General features: G+C 52.8%; 17 protein-coding genes. 11 read left to right on the plus strand and 6 right to left on the minus strand.

Features of this window, described 5'->3' with window-relative positions:
* Positions 1 to 4: 4 nt before the first annotated feature.
* Both mepM and lpxM read left to right on the plus strand, forming a co-directional pair.
* Positions 5 to 1,324 (plus strand): murein DD-endopeptidase MepM, encoded by a 1,320-nt coding sequence (gene mepM, locus ACH0VJ_RS00105; protein ID WP_001184028.1) that lies wholly within the window; start codon positions 5 to 7, stop codon positions 1,322 to 1,324.
* A 116-nt stretch (positions 1,325 to 1,440) separates the two neighbouring features.
* Complete coding sequence (gene lpxM, locus ACH0VJ_RS00110; protein WP_000448401.1) at positions 1,441 to 2,412, plus strand: lauroyl-Kdo(2)-lipid IV(A) myristoyltransferase; 972 nt, start codon at positions 1,441 to 1,443, stop codon at positions 2,410 to 2,412.
* 72 nt (positions 2,413 to 2,484) lie between these two features.
* On the opposite strand, the gene pyk is transcribed toward lpxM, so the two are convergent.
* Entirely contained in the window at positions 2,485 to 3,927 is a 1,443-nt protein-coding gene (gene pyk, locus ACH0VJ_RS00115; RefSeq protein WP_000091156.1) for a pyruvate kinase, read from the minus strand.
* A 123-nt stretch (positions 3,928 to 4,050) separates the two neighbouring features.
* Positions 4,051 to 4,920, minus strand: coding sequence for a MurR/RpiR family transcriptional regulator (locus tag ACH0VJ_RS00120; protein ID WP_001056721.1), 870 nt, complete (start codon positions 4,918 to 4,920; stop codon positions 4,051 to 4,053).
* Between the two features lie 341 nt (positions 4,921 to 5,261).
* Here ACH0VJ_RS00120 and zwf point away from each other — a divergent pair, with 341 nt between their 5' ends.
* The 3 genes from zwf to kdgA all read left to right on the plus strand — a co-directional run bounded on the left by zwf (position 5,262) and on the right by kdgA (position 9,462).
* Positions 5,262 to 6,737: a glucose-6-phosphate dehydrogenase gene (zwf, locus tag ACH0VJ_RS00125; protein ID WP_000301704.1), complete on the plus strand. Its 1,476-nt coding sequence runs from the start codon at positions 5,262 to 5,264 to the stop codon at positions 6,735 to 6,737.
* A 234-nt stretch (positions 6,738 to 6,971) separates the two neighbouring features.
* Positions 6,972 to 8,783: a phosphogluconate dehydratase gene (gene edd, locus ACH0VJ_RS00130; RefSeq protein ID WP_001069113.1), complete on the plus strand. Its 1,812-nt coding sequence runs from the start codon at positions 6,972 to 6,974 to the stop codon at positions 8,781 to 8,783.
* Between the two features lie 37 nt (positions 8,784 to 8,820).
* On the plus strand, positions 8,821 to 9,462 hold the full coding sequence (gene kdgA / locus ACH0VJ_RS00135) for a bifunctional 4-hydroxy-2-oxoglutarate aldolase/2-dehydro-3-deoxy-phosphogluconate aldolase (RefSeq protein ID WP_000800494.1): 642 nt from the start codon (positions 8,821 to 8,823) through the stop codon (positions 9,460 to 9,462).
* A 99-nt stretch (positions 9,463 to 9,561) separates the two neighbouring features.
* Here the strand turns inward: kdgA and purT are convergent, their stop codons facing one another.
* Positions 9,562 to 10,740, minus strand: a complete 1,179-nt coding sequence (purT, locus tag ACH0VJ_RS00140; RefSeq protein WP_000173430.1) for a formate-dependent phosphoribosylglycinamide formyltransferase — start codon at positions 10,738 to 10,740, stop codon at positions 9,562 to 9,564.
* A 130-nt stretch (positions 10,741 to 10,870) separates the two neighbouring features.
* Here purT and yebG point away from each other — a divergent pair, with 130 nt between their 5' ends.
* The 4 genes from yebG (at position 10,871) to ptrB (ending at position 14,599) form a co-directional block, all read left to right on the plus strand.
* On the plus strand, positions 10,871 to 11,161 hold the full coding sequence (gene yebG, locus ACH0VJ_RS00145) for a DNA damage-inducible protein YebG (protein WP_000257727.1): 291 nt from the start codon (positions 10,871 to 10,873) through the stop codon (positions 11,159 to 11,161).
* A gap of 67 nt (positions 11,162 to 11,228) precedes the next feature.
* Entirely contained in the window at positions 11,229 to 11,582 is a 354-nt protein-coding gene (gene yebF / locus ACH0VJ_RS00150) for a protein YebF (RefSeq protein ID WP_001042123.1), read from the plus strand.
* Positions 11,583 to 11,675: 93 nt separating this feature from the next.
* Complete coding sequence (locus tag ACH0VJ_RS00155; RefSeq protein WP_000024707.1) at positions 11,676 to 12,335, plus strand: tellurite resistance TerB family protein; 660 nt, start codon at positions 11,676 to 11,678, stop codon at positions 12,333 to 12,335.
* 212 nt (positions 12,336 to 12,547) lie between these two features.
* On the plus strand, positions 12,548 to 14,599 hold the full coding sequence (ptrB, locus tag ACH0VJ_RS00160; protein ID WP_000936990.1) for an oligopeptidase B: 2,052 nt from the start codon (positions 12,548 to 12,550) through the stop codon (positions 14,597 to 14,599).
* A gap of 34 nt (positions 14,600 to 14,633) precedes the next feature.
* Here the strand turns inward: ptrB and exoX are convergent, their stop codons facing one another.
* The 3 genes from exoX to ACH0VJ_RS00175 form a co-directional block, all read right to left on the minus strand.
* Positions 14,634 to 15,332: an exodeoxyribonuclease X gene (gene exoX, locus ACH0VJ_RS00165; protein WP_000944282.1), complete on the minus strand. Its 699-nt coding sequence runs from the start codon at positions 15,330 to 15,332 to the stop codon at positions 14,634 to 14,636.
* 23 nt (positions 15,333 to 15,355) lie between these two features.
* On the minus strand, positions 15,356 to 16,012 hold the full coding sequence (locus ACH0VJ_RS00170; protein WP_000100249.1) for a carbon-nitrogen hydrolase family protein: 657 nt from the start codon (positions 16,010 to 16,012) through the stop codon (positions 15,356 to 15,358).
* 107 nt (positions 16,013 to 16,119) lie between these two features.
* On the minus strand, positions 16,120 to 16,350 hold the full coding sequence (locus ACH0VJ_RS00175) for a DNA polymerase III subunit theta (protein ID WP_000856224.1): 231 nt from the start codon (positions 16,348 to 16,350) through the stop codon (positions 16,120 to 16,122).
* Positions 16,351 to 16,487: 137 nt separating this feature from the next.
* Here ACH0VJ_RS00175 and yobA point away from each other — a divergent pair, with 137 nt between their 5' ends.
* Entirely contained in the window at positions 16,488 to 16,862 is a 375-nt protein-coding gene (gene yobA, locus ACH0VJ_RS00180; RefSeq protein ID WP_000168393.1) for a CopC domain-containing protein YobA, read from the plus strand.
* Entirely contained in the window at positions 16,863 to 17,738 is an 876-nt protein-coding gene (gene copD / locus ACH0VJ_RS00185) for a copper homeostasis membrane protein CopD (protein ID WP_000979699.1), read from the plus strand.
* The last annotated feature ends 12 nt before the right edge of the window (positions 17,739 to 17,750 follow it).

A 17,750-nucleotide genomic window follows, 5' to 3' on the forward strand; every position in this document is an offset into this window, starting at 1 on the left:
ATACGTGCAACAGATAGCCCGCTCTGTCGCCCTGGCATTTAATAATCTGCCCCGACCCCACCGCGTTATGCTGGGGTCACTTACCGTTCTGACACTGGCCGTCGCCGTATGGCGGCCCTATGTTTACCACCCAGAATCCGCACCAATCGTTAAAACTATTGAACTGGAGAAAAGCGAGATTCGTTCCCTCTTACCGGAGGCCAGCGAACCCATCGATCAGGCCGCGCAGGAAGATGAAGCTATTCCTCAGGATGAGCTGGACGATAAAACCGCAGGCGAAGTCGGCGTCCATGAATACGTCGTCTCCACAGGCGATACGTTAAGCAGCATTCTGAATCAGTACGGCATCGATATGAGCGATATTAGCCGACTTGCCGCTTCTGATAAGGAGTTGCGCAATCTGAAAATTGGCCAACAGCTTTCCTGGACACTGACCGCCGATGGCGATTTACAGCGTCTGACATGGGAAGTCTCCCGCCGTGAAACGCGTACCTACGATCGCACTGCCAACGGTTTTAAAATGAGCAGTGAAATGCAGCAGGGGGACTGGGTCAACAGTCTGCTGAAAGGCACGGTAGGGGGGAGCTTTGTCGCCAGCGCGAAAGAGGCAGGTTTAACCAGCAGCGAAATCAGCGCAGTGATAAAAGCCATGCAGTGGCAGATGGATTTTCGCAAGCTGAAAAAGGGCGATGAATTTTCGGTTCTGATGTCGCGCGAGATGCTGGATGGCAAGCGTGAACAGAGTCAGTTGTTGGGCGTGCGGATGCGTTCCGATGGTAAAGATTACTACGCCATTCGCGCCGCTGACGGTAAATTCTATGACCGTAACGGTGTTGGCCTGGCGAAAGGCTTTTTACGCTTCCCGACCGCCAAACAGTTCCGCATCTCCTCCAATTTCAATCCGCGCCGTCTGAACCCGGTTACCGGACGCGTTGCGCCGCATCGTGGCGTTGACTTTGCGATGCCGCAGGGTACGCCGGTGCTGTCAGTGGGGGATGGCGAGGTCGTGGTCGCTAAACGTAGCGGCGCTGCCGGTTACTACATTGCGATTCGTCATGGACGCACCTACACCACACGTTACATGCACTTGCGTAAGCTGCTGGTGAAACCGGGGCAAAAAGTGAAACGTGGCGATCGTATTGCGCTTTCTGGTAACACCGGGCGTTCCACAGGGCCGCATCTGCATTATGAGGTATGGATCAACCAGCAAGCCGTTAACCCTCTGACAGCAAAATTGCCGCGCACGGAAGGTCTGACGGGGTCAGATCGTCGTGAATACCTGGCACAGGTGAAAGAGGTTCTGCCGCAACTGCGCTTCGATTAACAAATGCGCTGACAGAGCCGGTACGCGATGTGTGCCGGCTTTTTTGTTTTGTGTGAGACGCAGACGTCGCTACACTATTCACAATTCCTTTTCGCGTCAGCAGACCCTGGAAAAGCATGGAAACCAAAAAAAATAATAGTGAGTATATCCCTGAATTCGAAAAATCCTTTCGCTATCCGCAGTATTGGGGCGCCTGGTTGGGCGCGGCGGCAATGGCGGGGATCGCATTAACACCGGCATCATTCCGCGACCCTTTGCTGGCGACGCTGGGGCGTTTTGCCGGACGGCTGGGGAAGAGTTCTCGTCGCCGGGCGCTAATTAATCTGTCTTTGTGCTTTCCGCAGCGTAGCGAAGCTGAGCGCGAAGCGATTGTCGATGAGATGTTCGCCACCGCGCCACAGGCAATGGCGATGATGGCTGAGTTGGCGATGCGCGGTCCGAAAAAAATTCAACAGCGTGTTGACTGGGAAGGTCTGGAAATCATTGAGGAGATGCGTCGTAACGACGAAAAAGTCATTTTTCTCGTACCGCATGGCTGGGGCGTCGACATTCCAGCCATGCTGATGGCCTCTCAGGGGCAAAAAATGGCGGCGATGTTTCATAATCAGGGTAATCCGGTTTTTGACTATATCTGGAACACAGTGCGTCGGCGTTTCGGCGGACGTTTGCATGCGCGTAATGACGGGATTAAACCCTTTATCCAGTCTGTTCGTCAGGGCTACTGGGGTTACTACCTGCCGGACCAGGATCACGGCCCGGAGCATAGTGAATTCGTTGATTTCTTTGCGACATACAAAGCGACGCTGCCTGCAATTGGTCGGCTGATGAAAGTGTGCCGCGCACGCGTGATACCGCTTTTCCCGGTGTATAATGGTAAAACGCATCGCCTGACTATCCAGATTCGCCCGCCAATGGACGATCTGCTCACGGCTGACGACCACACTATCGCCAGACGGATGAACGAAGAGGTCGAAATTTTTGTCGGCCCGCATCCGGAACAGTACACCTGGATCCTGAAGCTGCTCAAAACCCGCAAGCCAGGCGAGATTCAGCCGTATAAGCGTAAAGATCTTTATCCCATCAAATAAATAAAGCCTCTCGTAAGAGAGGCTTTATGCTGACAAACCCTGTACTACCTGATGAACAGGCGTGGAGGAGTTTTACTCAACGGTCAAAATACGCGTGGTATTGGTTGAACCGACGGTGCTCATGACATCGCCTTGGGTCACGATAACCAGGTCACCGGAAACCAGATACCCTTTATCGCGCAGCAGATTAACGGCTTCATGCGCCGCGACAACGCCATCAGCCGCGCTGTCAAAATGCACCGGCGTTACTCCGCGGTAGAGCGCGGTCAGGTTCAGCGTGCGTTCATGGCGCGACATGGCGAAAATCGGCAGGCCGGAGCTGATACGGGAAGTCATTAGCGCGGTACGACCGGATTCCGTCATGGTGATGATCGCGGTAACGCCTTTCAGATGGTTTGCCGCATACATCGCAGACATGGCAATAGCTTCTTCAACGTTGTCGAACTGCACGTCGAGACGGTGTTTAGACACATTGATGCTGGGGATTTTTTCTGCGCCCAGGCAGACGCGCGCCATTGCGGCAACGGTTTCAGAAGGATACTGACCGGCTGCGGTTTCGGCAGACAGCATAACCGCATCCGTGCCATCCAGGACGGCGTTCGCCACGTCCATCACTTCCGCACGGGTCGGCATCGGGTTGGTGATCATCGACTCCATCATTTGCGTTGCGGTGATGACTGCGCGGTTTAGCTGACGCGCACGGCGAATCAGCGCCTTCTGGATACCAACCAGCTCCGGATCGCCGATTTCAACGCCCAGATCGCCACGTGCGACCATCACAACGTCAGAGGCCAGAATGATATCGTCCATGGCGTTTTGGTCGCATACCGCTTCGGCGCGTTCGACCTTAGCCACAATTTTCGCGTCGCAGCCGGCGTCGCGCGCCAGGCGGCGTGCATAGTTCAGATCTTCGCCGCAGCGCGGGAAGGAGACGGCCAGATAGTCAACACCTATCAGCGCAGCGGTTTGAATATCGGCTTTGTCTTTTTCGGTCAGCGCTTCAGCAGAAAGCCCGCCGCCGAGCTTGTTAATGCCTTTATTGTTAGACAGCGGGCCGCCGACGGTGACCTCGGTAAAGACTTTCATGCCCTGGACTTCAAGCACTTTCAACTGCACTCGACCATCGTCAAGCAGCAGGATATCGCCAGGAACGACGTCTGCCGGCAACCCTTTGTAATCAATGCCGACTTTTTCTTTGTCGCCTTCGCCTTTACCCAGGTTAGCGTCTAACAGAAATTTGTCCCCGATATTGAGGAACACTTTGCCTTCTTTAAAAGTGGAAACGCGAATTTTTGGCCCTTGCAGGTCGCCTAAAATAGCCACATGACGCCCCAGTTTGGCGGCAATCTCACGGACTTTATCAGCGCGCATTTTATGATCTTCCGGCGAGCCGTGAGAGAAGTTCATACGTACGACGTTTGCGCCCGCGGCGATAACCTTCTCAAGGTTGTTATCGCGGTCAGTTGCCGGGCCTAACGTGGTAACGATTTTGGTTCTGCGAAGCCTTCTGGACATGTAATACTCCGTTGACTAAAACAACTTGGTGTTGCGTGAACATTGATCCGGTCGTTCTGAAACCTTAACGGTATAAAATGAACGTCCCCGGATGACGAAAAGGGTAGAACATTGTTATTGCTTTTAGCGGTCATCACTCCTGATGAGTAATTCTTTATCAAAACGCGATTCCTTGAGCGCTTCCTTGACACGCTTCAAGTTATCTCTGAATTTTGCCCCGCGACGCAAAGTAAATCCCGTTGCCAGCACATCTATCACGGTCAGCTGAGCAAGTCGAGAGACCATGGGCATATAAATGTCTGTATCTTCCGGTACGTCGAGGGTAATGGCTAGCGTGGCTTCGCGCGCCAGCGGCGTTCCAGCGGAGGTCAGGGCGATCACCATCGCATCGTTTTCCCGTGCCAACTGCGCCAGTTCCACCAGGCTCTTGGTTCTGCCAGTATGCGAAATGAGCACGACGACGTCATCATCGCTACAATTCATACAACTCATCCGTTGCAGCACGATATCGTCGGAGTAAATCACCGGTACATTGAAGCGAAAAAACTTATTCATGGCGTCATGCGCGACCGCGGCGGAGGAACCAAGACCAAAAAAGGCGATTTTTTTTGCCTGGGTTAGTAAATCGACCGCGCGGTTGACGGCCGATTTATCCAGCGACTGGCGAACATGGTCGAGACTGGCCATGGCGGACTCGAAGATTTTTCCTGTATAGGCCTCGACGCTGTCATCTTCATCCACATTGCGATTAACATAGGGGGTGCCATTTGCCAGACTTTGCGCCAGATGCAGTTTAAAATCAGGAAAGCCGCGGGTATTCATGCTGCGACAGAAACGGTTCACCGTTGGCTCGCTAACGTTAGCTTCCTGGGCCAGCATGGCAATGCTTAAGTGAATCGATCTGCCTGGGGCGGCCAGAATAACATCGGCGACTTTTCGTTCAGATTTGCTTAAATGTTCCAGTTGAGACTGGACTTTTTCCAGCATATTCATGATTAGCAAGGCTCATGGGTATTAGCGATTTCAATGATGCGCGAAACCGAGCGCGTTTTGTTAGATATTACTCCTGGCGGCTGTCAAAGGGGGCAAAATGGCTAAAAAAGGTGTCGTTTTTTTTCATTACATGACCGACGTCGGATTTTAAGTTCCAGCTTGTGTGGAAAAGCGACAATTTTATTAGGCGTTTTGCCGATTATATTGCCAATCAAACGCCGGTTCACCTATGAAAAGGCGTTTACGGTTTCCGTAATCTCGTAAAAGCAGTACAGTGCTGTGTAATAAAATTACAACGATATCCTGGCTAAAGTACCAGGAGATTAACTGAGGAGAATGACATGGCGGTAACGCAAACAGCCCAGGCATGTGACCTGGTCATTTTCGGCGCGAAAGGCGACCTGGCGCGCCGGAAACTGCTGCCTTCCCTGTATCAGCTTGAGAAAGCCGGCCAGATCCATCCGGATACCCGGATCATTGGGGTGGGGCGCGCGGACTGGGATAAAGAAGCTTATACCCACGTCGTGCGTGAGGCGCTGGAAACCTTCATGAAGGAAAAAATTGATGAAGGCTTGTGGGATACGCTGAGCGGCCGTCTGGATTTTTGTAATCTTGACGTGAACGATACGCCTGCGTTTAATCGCCTGGGCGATATGCTGGATCAAAAAAACCGCACCACCATTAACTATTTTGCGATGCCGCCCAGCACCTTTGGCGCTATTTGCAAAGGGTTAGGAGAGGCTAAACTCAACGCCAAACCGGCGCGTGTCGTGATGGAAAAACCGTTGGGAACTTCGCTGGCGACCTCGCGTGAGATTAACGATCGGGTCGGCGAATACTTTGAAGAATGCCAGGTATATCGTATCGACCACTATCTGGGCAAAGAAACGGTTCTCAACCTGCTGGCGCTGCGTTTTGCCAACTCGTTATTCGTTAATAACTGGGATAACCGCACTATCGATCACGTTGAGATTACCGTAGCGGAAGAGGTGGGGATTGAAGGGCGCTGGGGATACTTTGACCAGGCCGGTCAGATGCGCGATATGATCCAGAACCACTTGCTGCAAATTCTCTGCATGATTGCCATGTCACCGCCGTCTGACCTGAGCGCCGACAGTATTCGCGATGAAAAAGTCAAAGTGTTGAAATCGCTGCGCCGTATTGATCGCTCCAACGTGCGTGAAAAAACGGTTCGTGGTCAATACACCGCTGGCTTTGCGCAGGGGCAAAAGGTGCCGGGCTATCTGGAAGAAGAGGGCGCGAATAAAAGCAGCAACACCGAAACGTTCGTCGCGATCCGCGTCGACATCGATAACTGGCGTTGGGCGGGCGTGCCATTCTATCTGCGTACCGGCAAGCGTCTGCCAACCAAGTGCTCTGAAGTCGTGGTTTATTTCAAGACGCCTGAACTGAATCTCTTTAAAGAGTCCTGGCAAGACCTGCCGCAGAACAAATTGACGATTCGCCTGCAGCCGGATGAAGGCGTAGATATTCAGGTGCTTAACAAAGTACCGGGGCTGGATCATAAGCATAATCTGCAGATCACGAAGCTTGATCTGAGCTACTCCGAGACCTTTAATCAGACGCACCTGGCGGATGCATATGAACGCCTGCTGCTGGAAACGATGCGTGGCATTCAGGCGCTGTTTGTCCGCCGTGACGAAGTGGAAGAAGCCTGGAAGTGGGTGGACTCCATTACCGAAGCATGGGCGATGGACAACGACGCGCCGAAGCCGTATCAGGCGGGCACCTGGGGACCGGTAGCGTCCGTGGCGATGATTACCCGTGACGGTCGTTCGTGGAATGAGTTTGAGTAAATTTGCCACTCACTCTTAGGTGGTATTTTACCGGTAACATGATCTAACACAGATTGTAGAATCATTTTTGCACTTTTAAGCCTCGTGTGGATTCACCTGCGAGGCTTTTTTTATTACACTGCCTGAAACGATTTTGCCCCATTATCACCGGACATCATGTATTTCACTGTCTTTCCACATTGATGAAACGCATGGTAAACCCGGTAGCCGGACAGATAAATTTCAGGAGCCTCTATGAATCCTAATTTGTTACGCGTAACACAGCGTATTGTCGAACGCTCGCAGCAGACCCGAGAAGCCTATCTTGCCCGCATTGAGCAGGCGAAAACCGCCACGGTCCACCGATCTCAACTGGCCTGCGGCAACCTGGCGCATGGCTTCGCCGCCTGTCAGCCAGAGGACAAAGCCTCGCTGAAAAGTATGTTGCGCAATAATATCGCCATTATTACCTCCTACAATGACATGCTCTCTGCGCATCAACCGTATGAACATTATCCGCAGATTATTCGTCAGGCCCTGCATTCCGTGAATGCGGTAGGTCAGGTCGCAGGCGGCGTACCGGCAATGTGCGATGGCGTTACGCAAGGTCAGGATGGCATGGAGTTGTCATTACTCAGCCGCGAAGTGATAGCGATGTCGGCAGCAGTAGGCCTCTCTCACAATATGTTTGACGGCGCGTTATTCCTCGGCGTATGCGACAAAATCGTTCCGGGGCTGGCGATGGCCGCGCTCTCTTTTGGTCATTTACCCGCGATTTTTGTTCCGTCAGGCCCGATGGCGAGCGGCCTGCCGAATAAAGAAAAAGTCCGTATTCGTCAGCTATATGCGGAAGGAAAAGTAGACAGAATGGCGCTGCTGGAGTCAGAAGCCGCCTCTTACCATGCGCCGGGCACCTGTACATTTTACGGCACCGCCAACACCAACCAGATGGTGGTGGAGTTTATGGGAATGCAGTTGCCGGGTTCTTCGTTTGTGCATCCGGATGCGCCGCTGCGCGAGGCATTGACTGCCGCTGCCGCACGTCAGGTAACACGTCTTACCGGCAACGGCAATACGTGGATGCCGCTCGGTAAAATGATCGACGAAAAAGTCGTGGTGAACGGCATTGTCGCGCTGCTGGCTACCGGCGGCTCCACCAACCACACCATGCATCTGGTTGCAATGGCGCGCGCGGCGGGCATTCTGATCAACTGGGATGACTTCTCGGATTTGTCGGAAGTGGTTCCGTTGATGGCACGTCTGTACCCGAACGGTCCGGCGGACATTAACCACTTCCAGGCGGCGGGCGGCGTACCGGTATTGATGCGTGAGCTGCTCAATGCCGGATTGCTGCACGAAGACGTTAATACTGTCGCAGGCTTCGGCCTGAAACGCTATACGCTGGAGCCCTGGCTCAACAACGGCGAGCTGGACTGGCGTGAAGGCGCGGAAAGGTCACTGGATAACGATGTCATTGCCTCTTTTGATAAGCCGTTCTCTCCTCACGGCGGTACTAAGGTGCTAAGCGGTAATCTGGGACGCGCAGTAATGAAGACGTCTGCGGTACCGGTTGAAAACCAGATCATTGAAGCGCCTGCCATGGTATTTGAAAGTCAGCATGATGTGCTGCCTGCGTTTGACGCGGGCCTGCTTGACCGGGATTGTGTCGTTGTCGTGCGTCATCAGGGACCAAAAGCGAATGGAATGCCAGAATTACATAAACTCATGCCGCCACTTGGTGTATTATTGGACCGCCGTTTCAAAATCGCGTTAGTTACTGATGGACGACTTTCAGGCGCTTCGGGTAAAGTGCCTTCAGCTATCCACGTAACGCCGGAAGCCTACGATGGCGGCTTACTGGCAAAAGTGCGCGATGGCGACATCATTCGCGTGAATGGGCAGACAGGTGAGTTAACTCTGCTGGTCGACGAGGCGGAACTTGCCGCTCGTCAGCCTCATATTCCGGACCTGAGCGCGTCGCGCGTCGGAACGGGGCGTGAGTTGTTTGGCGCGCTGCGCGAAAAGCTGTCGGGTGCGGAGCAGGGCGCAACCTGTATCACTTTTTAAGATGACACACTAGTAATCAGGCGAGAGAAGAATTCCGATGAAAAACTGGAAAACAAGTGCAGAAGCAATCCTGACCACCGGCCCGGTTGTCCCGGTCATTGTAGTCAATAAACTGGAGCACGCGGTGCCGATGGCTAAAGCGCTGGTGGCCGGGGGCGTTCGCGTTCTGGAAGTGACTTTACGTACGGCCTGCGCGATGGATGCTATTCGCGCTATCGCTAAAGACGTGCCGGAAGCGATTGTCGGCGCCGGAACCGTTCTCAATCCGCAGCAGTTGGCGGAGGTGACGGAAGCGGGCGCGCAGTTTGCAATTAGCCCGGGACTGACTGAGCCACTGCTGAAAGCCGCGACGGCAGGCACTATCCCATTGATTCCCGGTATTAGCACCGTTTCTGAACTGATGTTGGGCATGGACTATGGTCTGAAAGAGTTCAAATTCTTCCCGGCGGAAGCGAATGGCGGCACTAAAGCGTTGCAGGCGATTGCCGGCCCGTTCTCTCAGGTACGTTTCTGCCCAACCGGCGGCATCTCTCCGGCAAACTATCGTGACTATCTGGCGCTGAAAAGCGTGTTGTGCATCGGCGGTTCCTGGCTGGTGCCGGCTGACGCGCTGGAAGCGGGTGATTACGATCGCATCACCAAACTGGCGCGCGAAGCGGTAGAAGGCGCGAAGCAGTAAGCCGTTAAATGCCCGATGGCGCTTGCTTATCGGGCTTACGAGTGGCGATCAGGCAGGTCTGATAAAAATGCGCTAACGTCGCCATCAGGCGATGGCGCATTAGCCTTTTACCGTCACGCGGCTGGCGGCCTTTTTCGCTCTTATCACCGCTTCTTCAACGTTTTCACCTGTCGCTAACGCTACACCAAGACGACGAGTGCCGTCGATCTCAGGCTTACCAAACAGCCGTACCTGTACTCCGGCTCCTACCGCCGCGTGTACATTATCAAACGTCACATTTTGACTGGTAAGCTGCGGCAGAATCACGGCCGAGGCAGCGGGACCATACTGGCGAATAGCGCCTACGGGCATTCCCAGAAAGGCGCGCACATGCAGCGCAAACTCAGATAGATCCTGAGAAATCAACGTGACCATTCCGGTATCGTGCGGGCGAGGGGAGACTTCGCTGAAAATGACTTCATCGCCACAGACGAAGAGTTCAACGCCGAACAGGCCATGACCGCCTAACGCCAGTACCACATGACGGGCAATCTCTTGCGCCCGCTTCAGCGCCAGTTCGCTCATCTGCTGTGGCTGCCAGGATTCGCGATAGTCACCATCTTGCTGACGATGACCGACCGGCGCGCAGAAATGCACGCCATCGACGGCGCTAACGGTGAGCAACGTAATTTCAAAATCAAATTTAACCACGCCTTCCACAATCACGCGACCCGCGCCAGCGCGTCCGCCCTGTTGAGCATACTCCCATGCCTGCGCGAGTTGTTCGGCTGAGCGGATAAAGCTCTGGCCTTTGCCGGAAGAGCTCATGACCGGTTTGACGATGCAAGGAAAACCCACTGCGGCTACCGCATCATGAAAACTGGCCTCACTGTCGGCAAAGCGATACGTCGATGTCGGCAGACCTAATTCTTCTGCGGCCAGGCGACGGATCCCTTCGCGGTTCATCGTGAGCTGCGTTGCACGGGCGCAAGGCACGACATTCAGCCCTTCGCCCTCCAGCTCGCGCAGCGTATCGGTGGCGATCGCTTCTATTTCCGGCACGATATAATGCGGTTTTTCCTCTGTAATCACATGACGTAGCGCTTCGCCGTCCAGCATATTAATGACGTGTGAACGGTGAGCCACATGCATGGCGGGCGCATCAGGATAGCGATCGACGGCGATAACCTCGATCCCCAGGCGTTGGCATTCAATCGCCACCTCTTTTCCTAATTCTCCTGCCCCTAATAACATCACTCGCGTTGCTGCCGGACGCAGCGCAGTGCCTAATAGCGTCATATTTCTGTCCCCTTATTTACCTGCGCGCAGTATATACGAAAACGTTTGCGTATGTCTTTTCGAATAAATTGCTTTTCTTGCTGCCTTGCAATATACTGTATATAAACACAGGTAAATAAGGGGCTGCAAAATGGCGGTTGAAGTTAAATACGTAGTCATTCGCGAGGGTGAGGAGAAGATGTCATTTACCAGTAAAAAGGAAGCCGACGCCTGGGACAAAATGCTCGATACTGCCGATCTTCTTGATACCTGGCTTGAGCAGTCGCCAGTCGTGCTGGAAGATGGGCAGCGCGAGGCGTTGTCGCTGTGGCTGGCGGAACATAAAGAGGTGTTAAGTACTATCCTCAAAACCAGTAAGTTGCCTTCTCCGCAGGCGGTTGAAAAGGACGCCGCGAGTAAAACGAAAAAGCAAGCCGCCTGAACCCGTACTTGCGCTCCCGGCGTTTTGTACCATGCTTTTCCTGAATCATTGTGCTAAGGAGAAAAGTATGAATAAAAGAGGAGCGTTGTTGAGCCTGCTACTGTTATCCGCCAGCGTATCGGCATTTGCGGCATCCACCGAGAGTAAATCGGTTAAGTTTCCGCAGTGCGAAGGGCTGGATGCCGCCGGGATTGCGGCAAGCGTGAAGCGCGACTACCAGCAAAATCGTATCGTGCGGTGGGCCGACGACCAAAAAAAGGTCGGGCAGGCTGACCCGGTCGCGTGGGTTAATGTGCAGGACGTTGTGGGTCAAAATGATAAATGGACAGTTCCGCTAACTGTTCGCGGTAAAAGCGCCGACATTCATTATCAGGTCATCGTTGATTGCAAAGCCGGCAAGGCGGAATATAAGCCCCGCTAGCAGCGTAATTTGCGCTTCTTTTGCCGGAACAGACAATTCCTGACATCCCCTCAGGTACGCTTGACCATTATTGGTCTGTATTTGAGGGGTACTATGGCTAACTGGTTGAACCAATTACAATCACTTCTTGGGCAAAAAGGCGCTTCCGCATCGCCTTCCGGTGAACAGGGGTTAAATAAACTGCTGGTTCCCGGCGCGCTGGGCGGTCTGGCTGGACTGTTGGTCGCCAATAAGTCTTCGCGCAAATTATTAACCAAATACGGTACTGGCGCTTTGCTGGTGGGCGGCGGCGCGGTGGCGGGTTCCGTATTGTGGAATAAGTACAAAGATAAAGTACGCGCCGCGCATCAGGGGGAGCCGCAATTCGGCAGCCAAAGTACGCCGCTGGATGTTCGCACTGAGCGACTGATCCTGGCGCTGGTTTTTGCTGCAAAAAGCGATGGGCATATTGATGCCAAAGAACGCGCGGCGATTGAGCACCAACTGCGAGAATCAGGTGTGGAAGAGCAAGGGCGTGTGTTTATCGAGAAAGCTATTGAGCAGCCGCTTGATCCACAACGTCTGGCACAGGGCGTTCGTAATGAAGAAGAAGCCCTGGAAATCTACTTCCTGAGCTGTGCCGCCATTGATATTGACCACTTTATGGAACGTAGCTATCTGAATGCGTTAGGAGACGCACTAAAAATTCCTCAGGAGGTTCGGGACGGTATCGAGCAGGACTTGCAGCAGCAAAAACAGGCGCTACCAGGCTGATAACCTGCCATTAAGTAACATGTTTCGCTTGCATCATGCGTGTCTTTTGCCACCCTTATAGGATGGATAGTTTACGTCATTCATGTTGCAGGATAGCGGCGAAGCAGTGACATCTCAGGCGCTTACCGAGGTGAGCGACCGGGACTACCATGCTACGCCGCTGTGTTTGCCGCGTGATATATAACAAATATTAACGCAAAAGAAAAAACGACATGTTGCCAAAAGCCAATCGAATTCCCTATGCCATGACCGTACATGGCGATACGCGCATTGATAATTATTACTGGCTGCGAGATGACACTCGCTCGCAGCCGGAAGTCCTTGATTACCTGCATCAGGAAAATGAGTATGGCCGGAAGGTCATGTCCTCTCAGCAGGCGTTACAGGACCGCATTCTAAAAGAAATTATCGATCGCATCCCGCCCAGAGAAGTTTCCGCTCCGTATGTGAAAAACGGCTATCGCTACCGTTATATCTATGAACCCGGCTGCGAATATGCCATCTATCAACGACAATCGGCGTTAAGCGAAGAGTGGGATGTGTGGGAAACCTTGCTCGATGCGAACCAGCGGGCCGCGCACAGCGAATTTTATACGCTCGGCGGGCTTGCCATTACGCCGGATAATACCATCATGGCGCTGGCAGAAGATTATTTATCCCGTCGTCAGTATGGATTGCGTTTTCGTAACCTCGAAAGCGGTAACTGGTATCCGGAACTGCTGGATAACGTTGCGCCTGAATTTGTCTGGGCCAATGATTCCCTGACCCTTTACTATGTGCGTAAGCATAAGAAGACGCTGCTGCCCTATCAGGTTTGGCGGCACACGATTGGCACTCCGTCATCGCAAGATGAACTGGTATATGAAGAGAAAGACGATACCTTTTATGTCAGCCTGCATAAAACCACTTCGCAGCATTATGTGGTGATTCATCTTGCCAGCGCCACCACTAGCGAAGTGCTATTACTTGACGCGGAACTGGCCGATGCCGAGCCGTTTTCATTCTTACCGCGCCGCAAAGACCATGAATATAGTCTCGATCACTATCAACATAAGTTTTACCTGCGTTCTAACCGGAACGGTAAAAACTTTGGGTTGTACCGTACCCGCGTGCGCAATGAAAACGCCTGGGAAGAACTGATCCCTCCGCGCGAGCATATTATGCTGGAAGGGTTTACCCTGTTTACCGACTGGTTAGTGGTCGAAGAGCGTCAACGGGGGCTTACCAGCCTGCGGCAAATAAACCGTAAAACCCGTGAAGTGATAGGCATTGCCTTTGACGATCCGGCTTACGTGACGTGGCTTGCCTATAATCCCGAACCTGAGACCTCCCGGCTGCGTTACGGCTATTCTTCAATGACGACGCCAGATACCTTGTTTGAACTGGATATGGATACCGGAGAGCGACGGGTACTTAAACAGACGGAAGTGCCTGGGTTTGATTCTGGCTGTTATCAGAGCGAACACCTGTGGATCACCGCACGCGACGGTGTCGAAGTGCCGGTATCGCTGGTTTATCATCAGAAGTATTTTCGTAAAGGGCAAAATCCGCTTCTGGTTTACGGCTACGGATCTTACGGTTCCAGTATTGACGCCGACTTCAGCAGCAGCCGACTGAGCTTGCTGGATCGTGGCTTTGTTTACGCAATCGTACACGTTCGCGGCGGCGGTGAGCTGGGGCAGCAGTGGTATGAAGATGGCAAATTCCTCAAAAAGCGGAATACTTTTAATGATTATCTTGATGCCTGCGATGCCTTATTAAAACTGGGTTACGGTTCGCCGTCGCTGTGTTATGGGATGGGCGGGAGCGCGGGCGGAATGCTAATGGGCGTCGCTATCAACGAACGTCCCGAGCTTTTCCACGGCGTTATTGCCCAGGTACCCTTTGTTGATGTATTAACCACGATGCTGGATGAGTCGATCCCACTAACGACAGGAGAGTTTGAAGAGTGGGGGAACCCGCAGGATATTGAGTATTATGACTATATGAAAAGCTATAGTCCTTATGACAATGTCAAAGCGCAGGACTATCCGCACCTGCTGGTGACGACAGGATTGCACGACTCCCAGGTGCAATACTGGGAACCGGCGAAGTGGGTGGCAAAATTACGCGAGCTAAAAACGGACCAACGTCTGCTGCTGTTATGTACGGATATGGACTCCGGGCACGGTGGTAAGTCGGGGCGGTTTAAATCCTACGAAGGCGTCGCGCTGGAGTTCGCCTTTTTAATCGGCCTGGCGCAGGGAACCTTACATAGCGCATAGACGCGCGCCCGCAACGGCTTGTGAGCGTCGCGGGTTATTGTGGTGTTCCATTGCTGCGTTGCTCGCCAGCCTGAACATCCTCCAGGTAGTGTTTAAGCGTCAGGCGAAGTTCCGGGCTCATATTATCAAGGTTATTAAAAAGCCAGCGTAAATAGCCCGGATCGCGTTTTGCGACTTCAGATACCGCCTTACCGCGGTATTTACCGAACGGGAAAGTGGTTAACAGCGCAGGACGGCCCGTGATATTGACCATCTCTTCCGCGGTCCAGCCGGTGGTTCGCATAATATCAATCAGCAAGGCGGCGGTGATATAGCAATCATAAAGCGCCCGGTGATGATGCAGCCCCGGCGGCGTTTGTACGCTTAGTTTACGCGATTTATAGAGCGCCATATTGCTGTATTTTATTCCCGGCCACAGGCGTCGCGACAACTTCATGGTACAGATCCACTCACCCGGCAATTCAGGTAATACGCGTCTGTCGAAACTGGCATTGTGAGCGACATACCACTCACTACCGTAATAAAGCGGTATGACATCTTCAATCCACGGCTTATCGGCGACCATGGCTTCGGTAATACGGTGTATCGCCATCGCCTGCGGTGTAATAGGGCGATCGGGGCGTATCAGGTGACTCATGGGATTGACAATGTTGCCATCAATGACATCTACAGAGGCTATCTCTACGATCCCGCCCTGCAGCCCGCAGGTTTCCGTGTCTATAATCCGCAACATGATTCATTCCTCACCGAAAGACCTTAGCGTAATGGAATGATATCGCCTTGCCAACCCTCGGTTGTGCGCAGACCCGTCAGTAATAGCGAACCGCAATCGGCACGAACAATAAGTTGCCCGCTTTCATCCCACAGCGCGCTACTTCCACAGGCATTGGCCATCAGTACGGCCAGCGCATATTTATGCGAAAAACGTTGTAAGCGTGAGGTAGAAGCATGGAGTTCAGGTTCGTTAAGACATTGACTGGTTGTGAATAACGTAAATGAGGGATCTATATCACCACCTTCTGGCTGCTCATCCACCACGTTGATAGCGCTTCGCTGCCTGGCAATACAGGCGCCATGACTTTTGTGAAACATGAGCGGCGACGTTAGCCATGGGGCAAAAATAGCGATGCCTTTTACGAAGCGGCAGTTATGCTCAACAGGCATACCCACAATGATAGTCATATGGTGGGTATCGGCCGCATGAGTGAGCGGCTGTAAAAGCGCCTCGTCAGGCGGGGCGGGCAACGGTTTATTTCTTTCGTCGCAGCCTAATAGCGACAGTGACGGAAAGACCAGCAGTTCGCACTGTTGACGAGCCGCAAGCTCAATATATTCCAGATGATGGGCGACATGCTCCGCCGGCGAGGCGTTCAGGGGCGCATACTGCGCAGCAGCAATTTTCCAGGAGGACATAATGACTTCCTTTTCATAGTCTCTACAGCCATTCTAAAAAGCATAGGTTAAGAATCGCCTTATAATGTAGTCGTCTGCATGTAAGGAAGTGTAACGTTATATAATTTTTATTTAACTTTGGGTTCGTAAGGGAGTCGGGATAGTGATACGGAAGCCAGACGATGGGCAATCAGCCGCTCGCGAAACCAGGCGCGTAGATGCTCTGGCTGCTCACGTTCGACCGCCTCCGCGACAACTGGCATATTGTAGCGCTCTTTAAATGCCACCCCGGCTGCCGCCAGGTCCACATTGACTTTATCCATTTCCGCTTGTTCAAGCTGAGCCAGATTCGTTTTCATACGCGTCTCCTTTTTTGTTGCCGCCAGAAGGTACTAAGAGTCCGCGGTAATGGCAAGATGGAAATGATGATCCTCGACTCATTGATTGTTGAAGGTTATTCTTTGTAACGTAGGTATAACAAAAAGGAATAGTGAATATGGCTTCTTCTGCACCATCGCGACGTTTAGCTTTACTGCTGCTGGCATCGACATTTGCGACGCCAGCGGCCTGGGCACATGCGCACCTGACGCATCAGTATCCAGCGGCGAATGCTGCCGTTACGGCCTCGCCACAGGCGCTGACCTTGAATTTTTCTGAAGGGATTGAGCCAGGGTTCAGCGGCGCAACCATTACTGGCCCTCAGCAAGAGCTCATCAAAACGCGCCCGGCAAAGCGAAATGAACAGGATAAAACGCAGTTGATTATCCCGCTTGAGCAGCCGTTAAAATCTGGCGCTTACACGGTAGACTGGCACGTTGTGTCGGTGGATGGACATAAAACAAAAGGGAAATACACCTTCAGCGTGAAATAAATGATGCTGACATTCGTCTGGATAACTCTCCGATTTATTCATTTTGCTAGTTTGATGCTGGTCTACGGCTGCGCGCTTTACGGCGCCTGGCTGTCACCCGCACCAATTCGTCGTTTAATGACGCGTCGATTTTTACATCTGCAACGACATGCCGCCGCCTGGAGCGTTATCAGCGCGGCTTTCATGCTGGCGATTCAGGGCGGACTGATGGGCGGCGGCTGGCCCGATGTTTTTTCCGTCTCGGTGTGGGGCGCGGTACTGCAAACCCGCTTTGGCGCGGTCTGGATATGGCAAATTATCCTCGCGCTGGTCACGCTGGCGGTGGTAGTCATTGCGCCGGTAAAAATGCAACGACGGCTTCTTATTCTCACCGTTGCTCAGTTTATCCTGCTGGCAGGCGTTGGACATGCGACGATGCGTGACGGTGTAGCGGGAACATTACAGCAGATTAACCATGCTCTGCATTTGCTCTGTGCCGCAGCCTGGTTTGGCGGGCTGTTACCAGTGGTTTATTGTATGCGCATGGCTCAGGGACGCTGGCGTCAACATGCTATTAGCGCCATGATGCGTTTTTCTCGTTATGGTCACTTTTTTGTGGCGGGCGTACTGCTCACAGGCATTGGCAACACGCTATTTATCACGGGATTTACCGCTATCTGGCAGACCACTTATGGACAGTTGCTTTTGTTAAAATGTGCGCTGGTGGTGCTTATGGTAGCAATTGCGCTGACGAATCGGTATGTTCTCGTACCACGTATGCGACAGGAAAATCCCCGGACTGACCTATGGTTTGTCAGGATGACGCAAATTGAATGGGGAGTTGGAGGCATAGTTCTGGCGATCGTCAGCCTGTTTGCAACCCTCGAACCTTTCTGATGGACTGGCATA

This window comes from Salmonella sp. 2020_1459, from assembly GCF_043847915.1.
GTDB lineage: Bacteria > Pseudomonadota > Gammaproteobacteria > Enterobacterales > Enterobacteriaceae > Salmonella > Salmonella enterica.

What these genes read in the sequence shown, in the direction of transcription:
- yobA (WP_000168393.1), top strand. Translation starts at nt 16,488, where the DNA reads ATGGCTTCTTCTGCACCATCGCGACGTTTAGCTTTACTGCTGCTGGCA.
- exoX (WP_000944282.1), bottom strand. Translation starts at nt 15,332, where the DNA reads ATGTTGCGGATTATAGACACGGAAACCTGCGGGCTGCAGGGCGGGATC.
- zwf (WP_000301704.1), top strand. Translation starts at nt 5,262, where the DNA reads ATGGCGGTAACGCAAACAGCCCAGGCATGTGACCTGGTCATTTTCGGC.
- copD (WP_000979699.1), top strand. Translation starts at nt 16,863, where the DNA reads ATGATGCTGACATTCGTCTGGATAACTCTCCGATTTATTCATTTTGCT.
- pyk (WP_000091156.1), bottom strand. Translation starts at nt 3,927, where the DNA reads ATGTCCAGAAGGCTTCGCAGAACCAAAATCGTTACCACGTTAGGCCCG.
- ACH0VJ_RS00170 (WP_000100249.1), bottom strand. Translation starts at nt 16,012, where the DNA reads ATGTCCTCCTGGAAAATTGCTGCTGCGCAGTATGCGCCCCTGAACGCC.
- purT (WP_000173430.1), bottom strand. Translation starts at nt 10,740, where the DNA reads ATGACGCTATTAGGCACTGCGCTGCGTCCGGCAGCAACGCGAGTGATG.
- edd (WP_001069113.1), top strand. Translation starts at nt 6,972, where the DNA reads ATGAATCCTAATTTGTTACGCGTAACACAGCGTATTGTCGAACGCTCG.
- kdgA (WP_000800494.1), top strand. Translation starts at nt 8,821, where the DNA reads ATGAAAAACTGGAAAACAAGTGCAGAAGCAATCCTGACCACCGGCCCG.
- ACH0VJ_RS00175 (WP_000856224.1), bottom strand. Translation starts at nt 16,350, where the DNA reads ATGAAAACGAATCTGGCTCAGCTTGAACAAGCGGAAATGGATAAAGTC.
- lpxM (WP_000448401.1), top strand. Translation starts at nt 1,441, where the DNA reads ATGGAAACCAAAAAAAATAATAGTGAGTATATCCCTGAATTCGAAAAA.
- yebF (WP_001042123.1), top strand. Translation starts at nt 11,229, where the DNA reads ATGAATAAAAGAGGAGCGTTGTTGAGCCTGCTACTGTTATCCGCCAGC.
- ptrB (WP_000936990.1), top strand. Translation starts at nt 12,548, where the DNA reads ATGTTGCCAAAAGCCAATCGAATTCCCTATGCCATGACCGTACATGGC.
- ACH0VJ_RS00120 (WP_001056721.1), bottom strand. Translation starts at nt 4,920, where the DNA reads ATGAATATGCTGGAAAAAGTCCAGTCTCAACTGGAACATTTAAGCAAA.
- ACH0VJ_RS00155 (WP_000024707.1), top strand. Translation starts at nt 11,676, where the DNA reads ATGGCTAACTGGTTGAACCAATTACAATCACTTCTTGGGCAAAAAGGC.
- yebG (WP_000257727.1), top strand. Translation starts at nt 10,871, where the DNA reads ATGGCGGTTGAAGTTAAATACGTAGTCATTCGCGAGGGTGAGGAGAAG.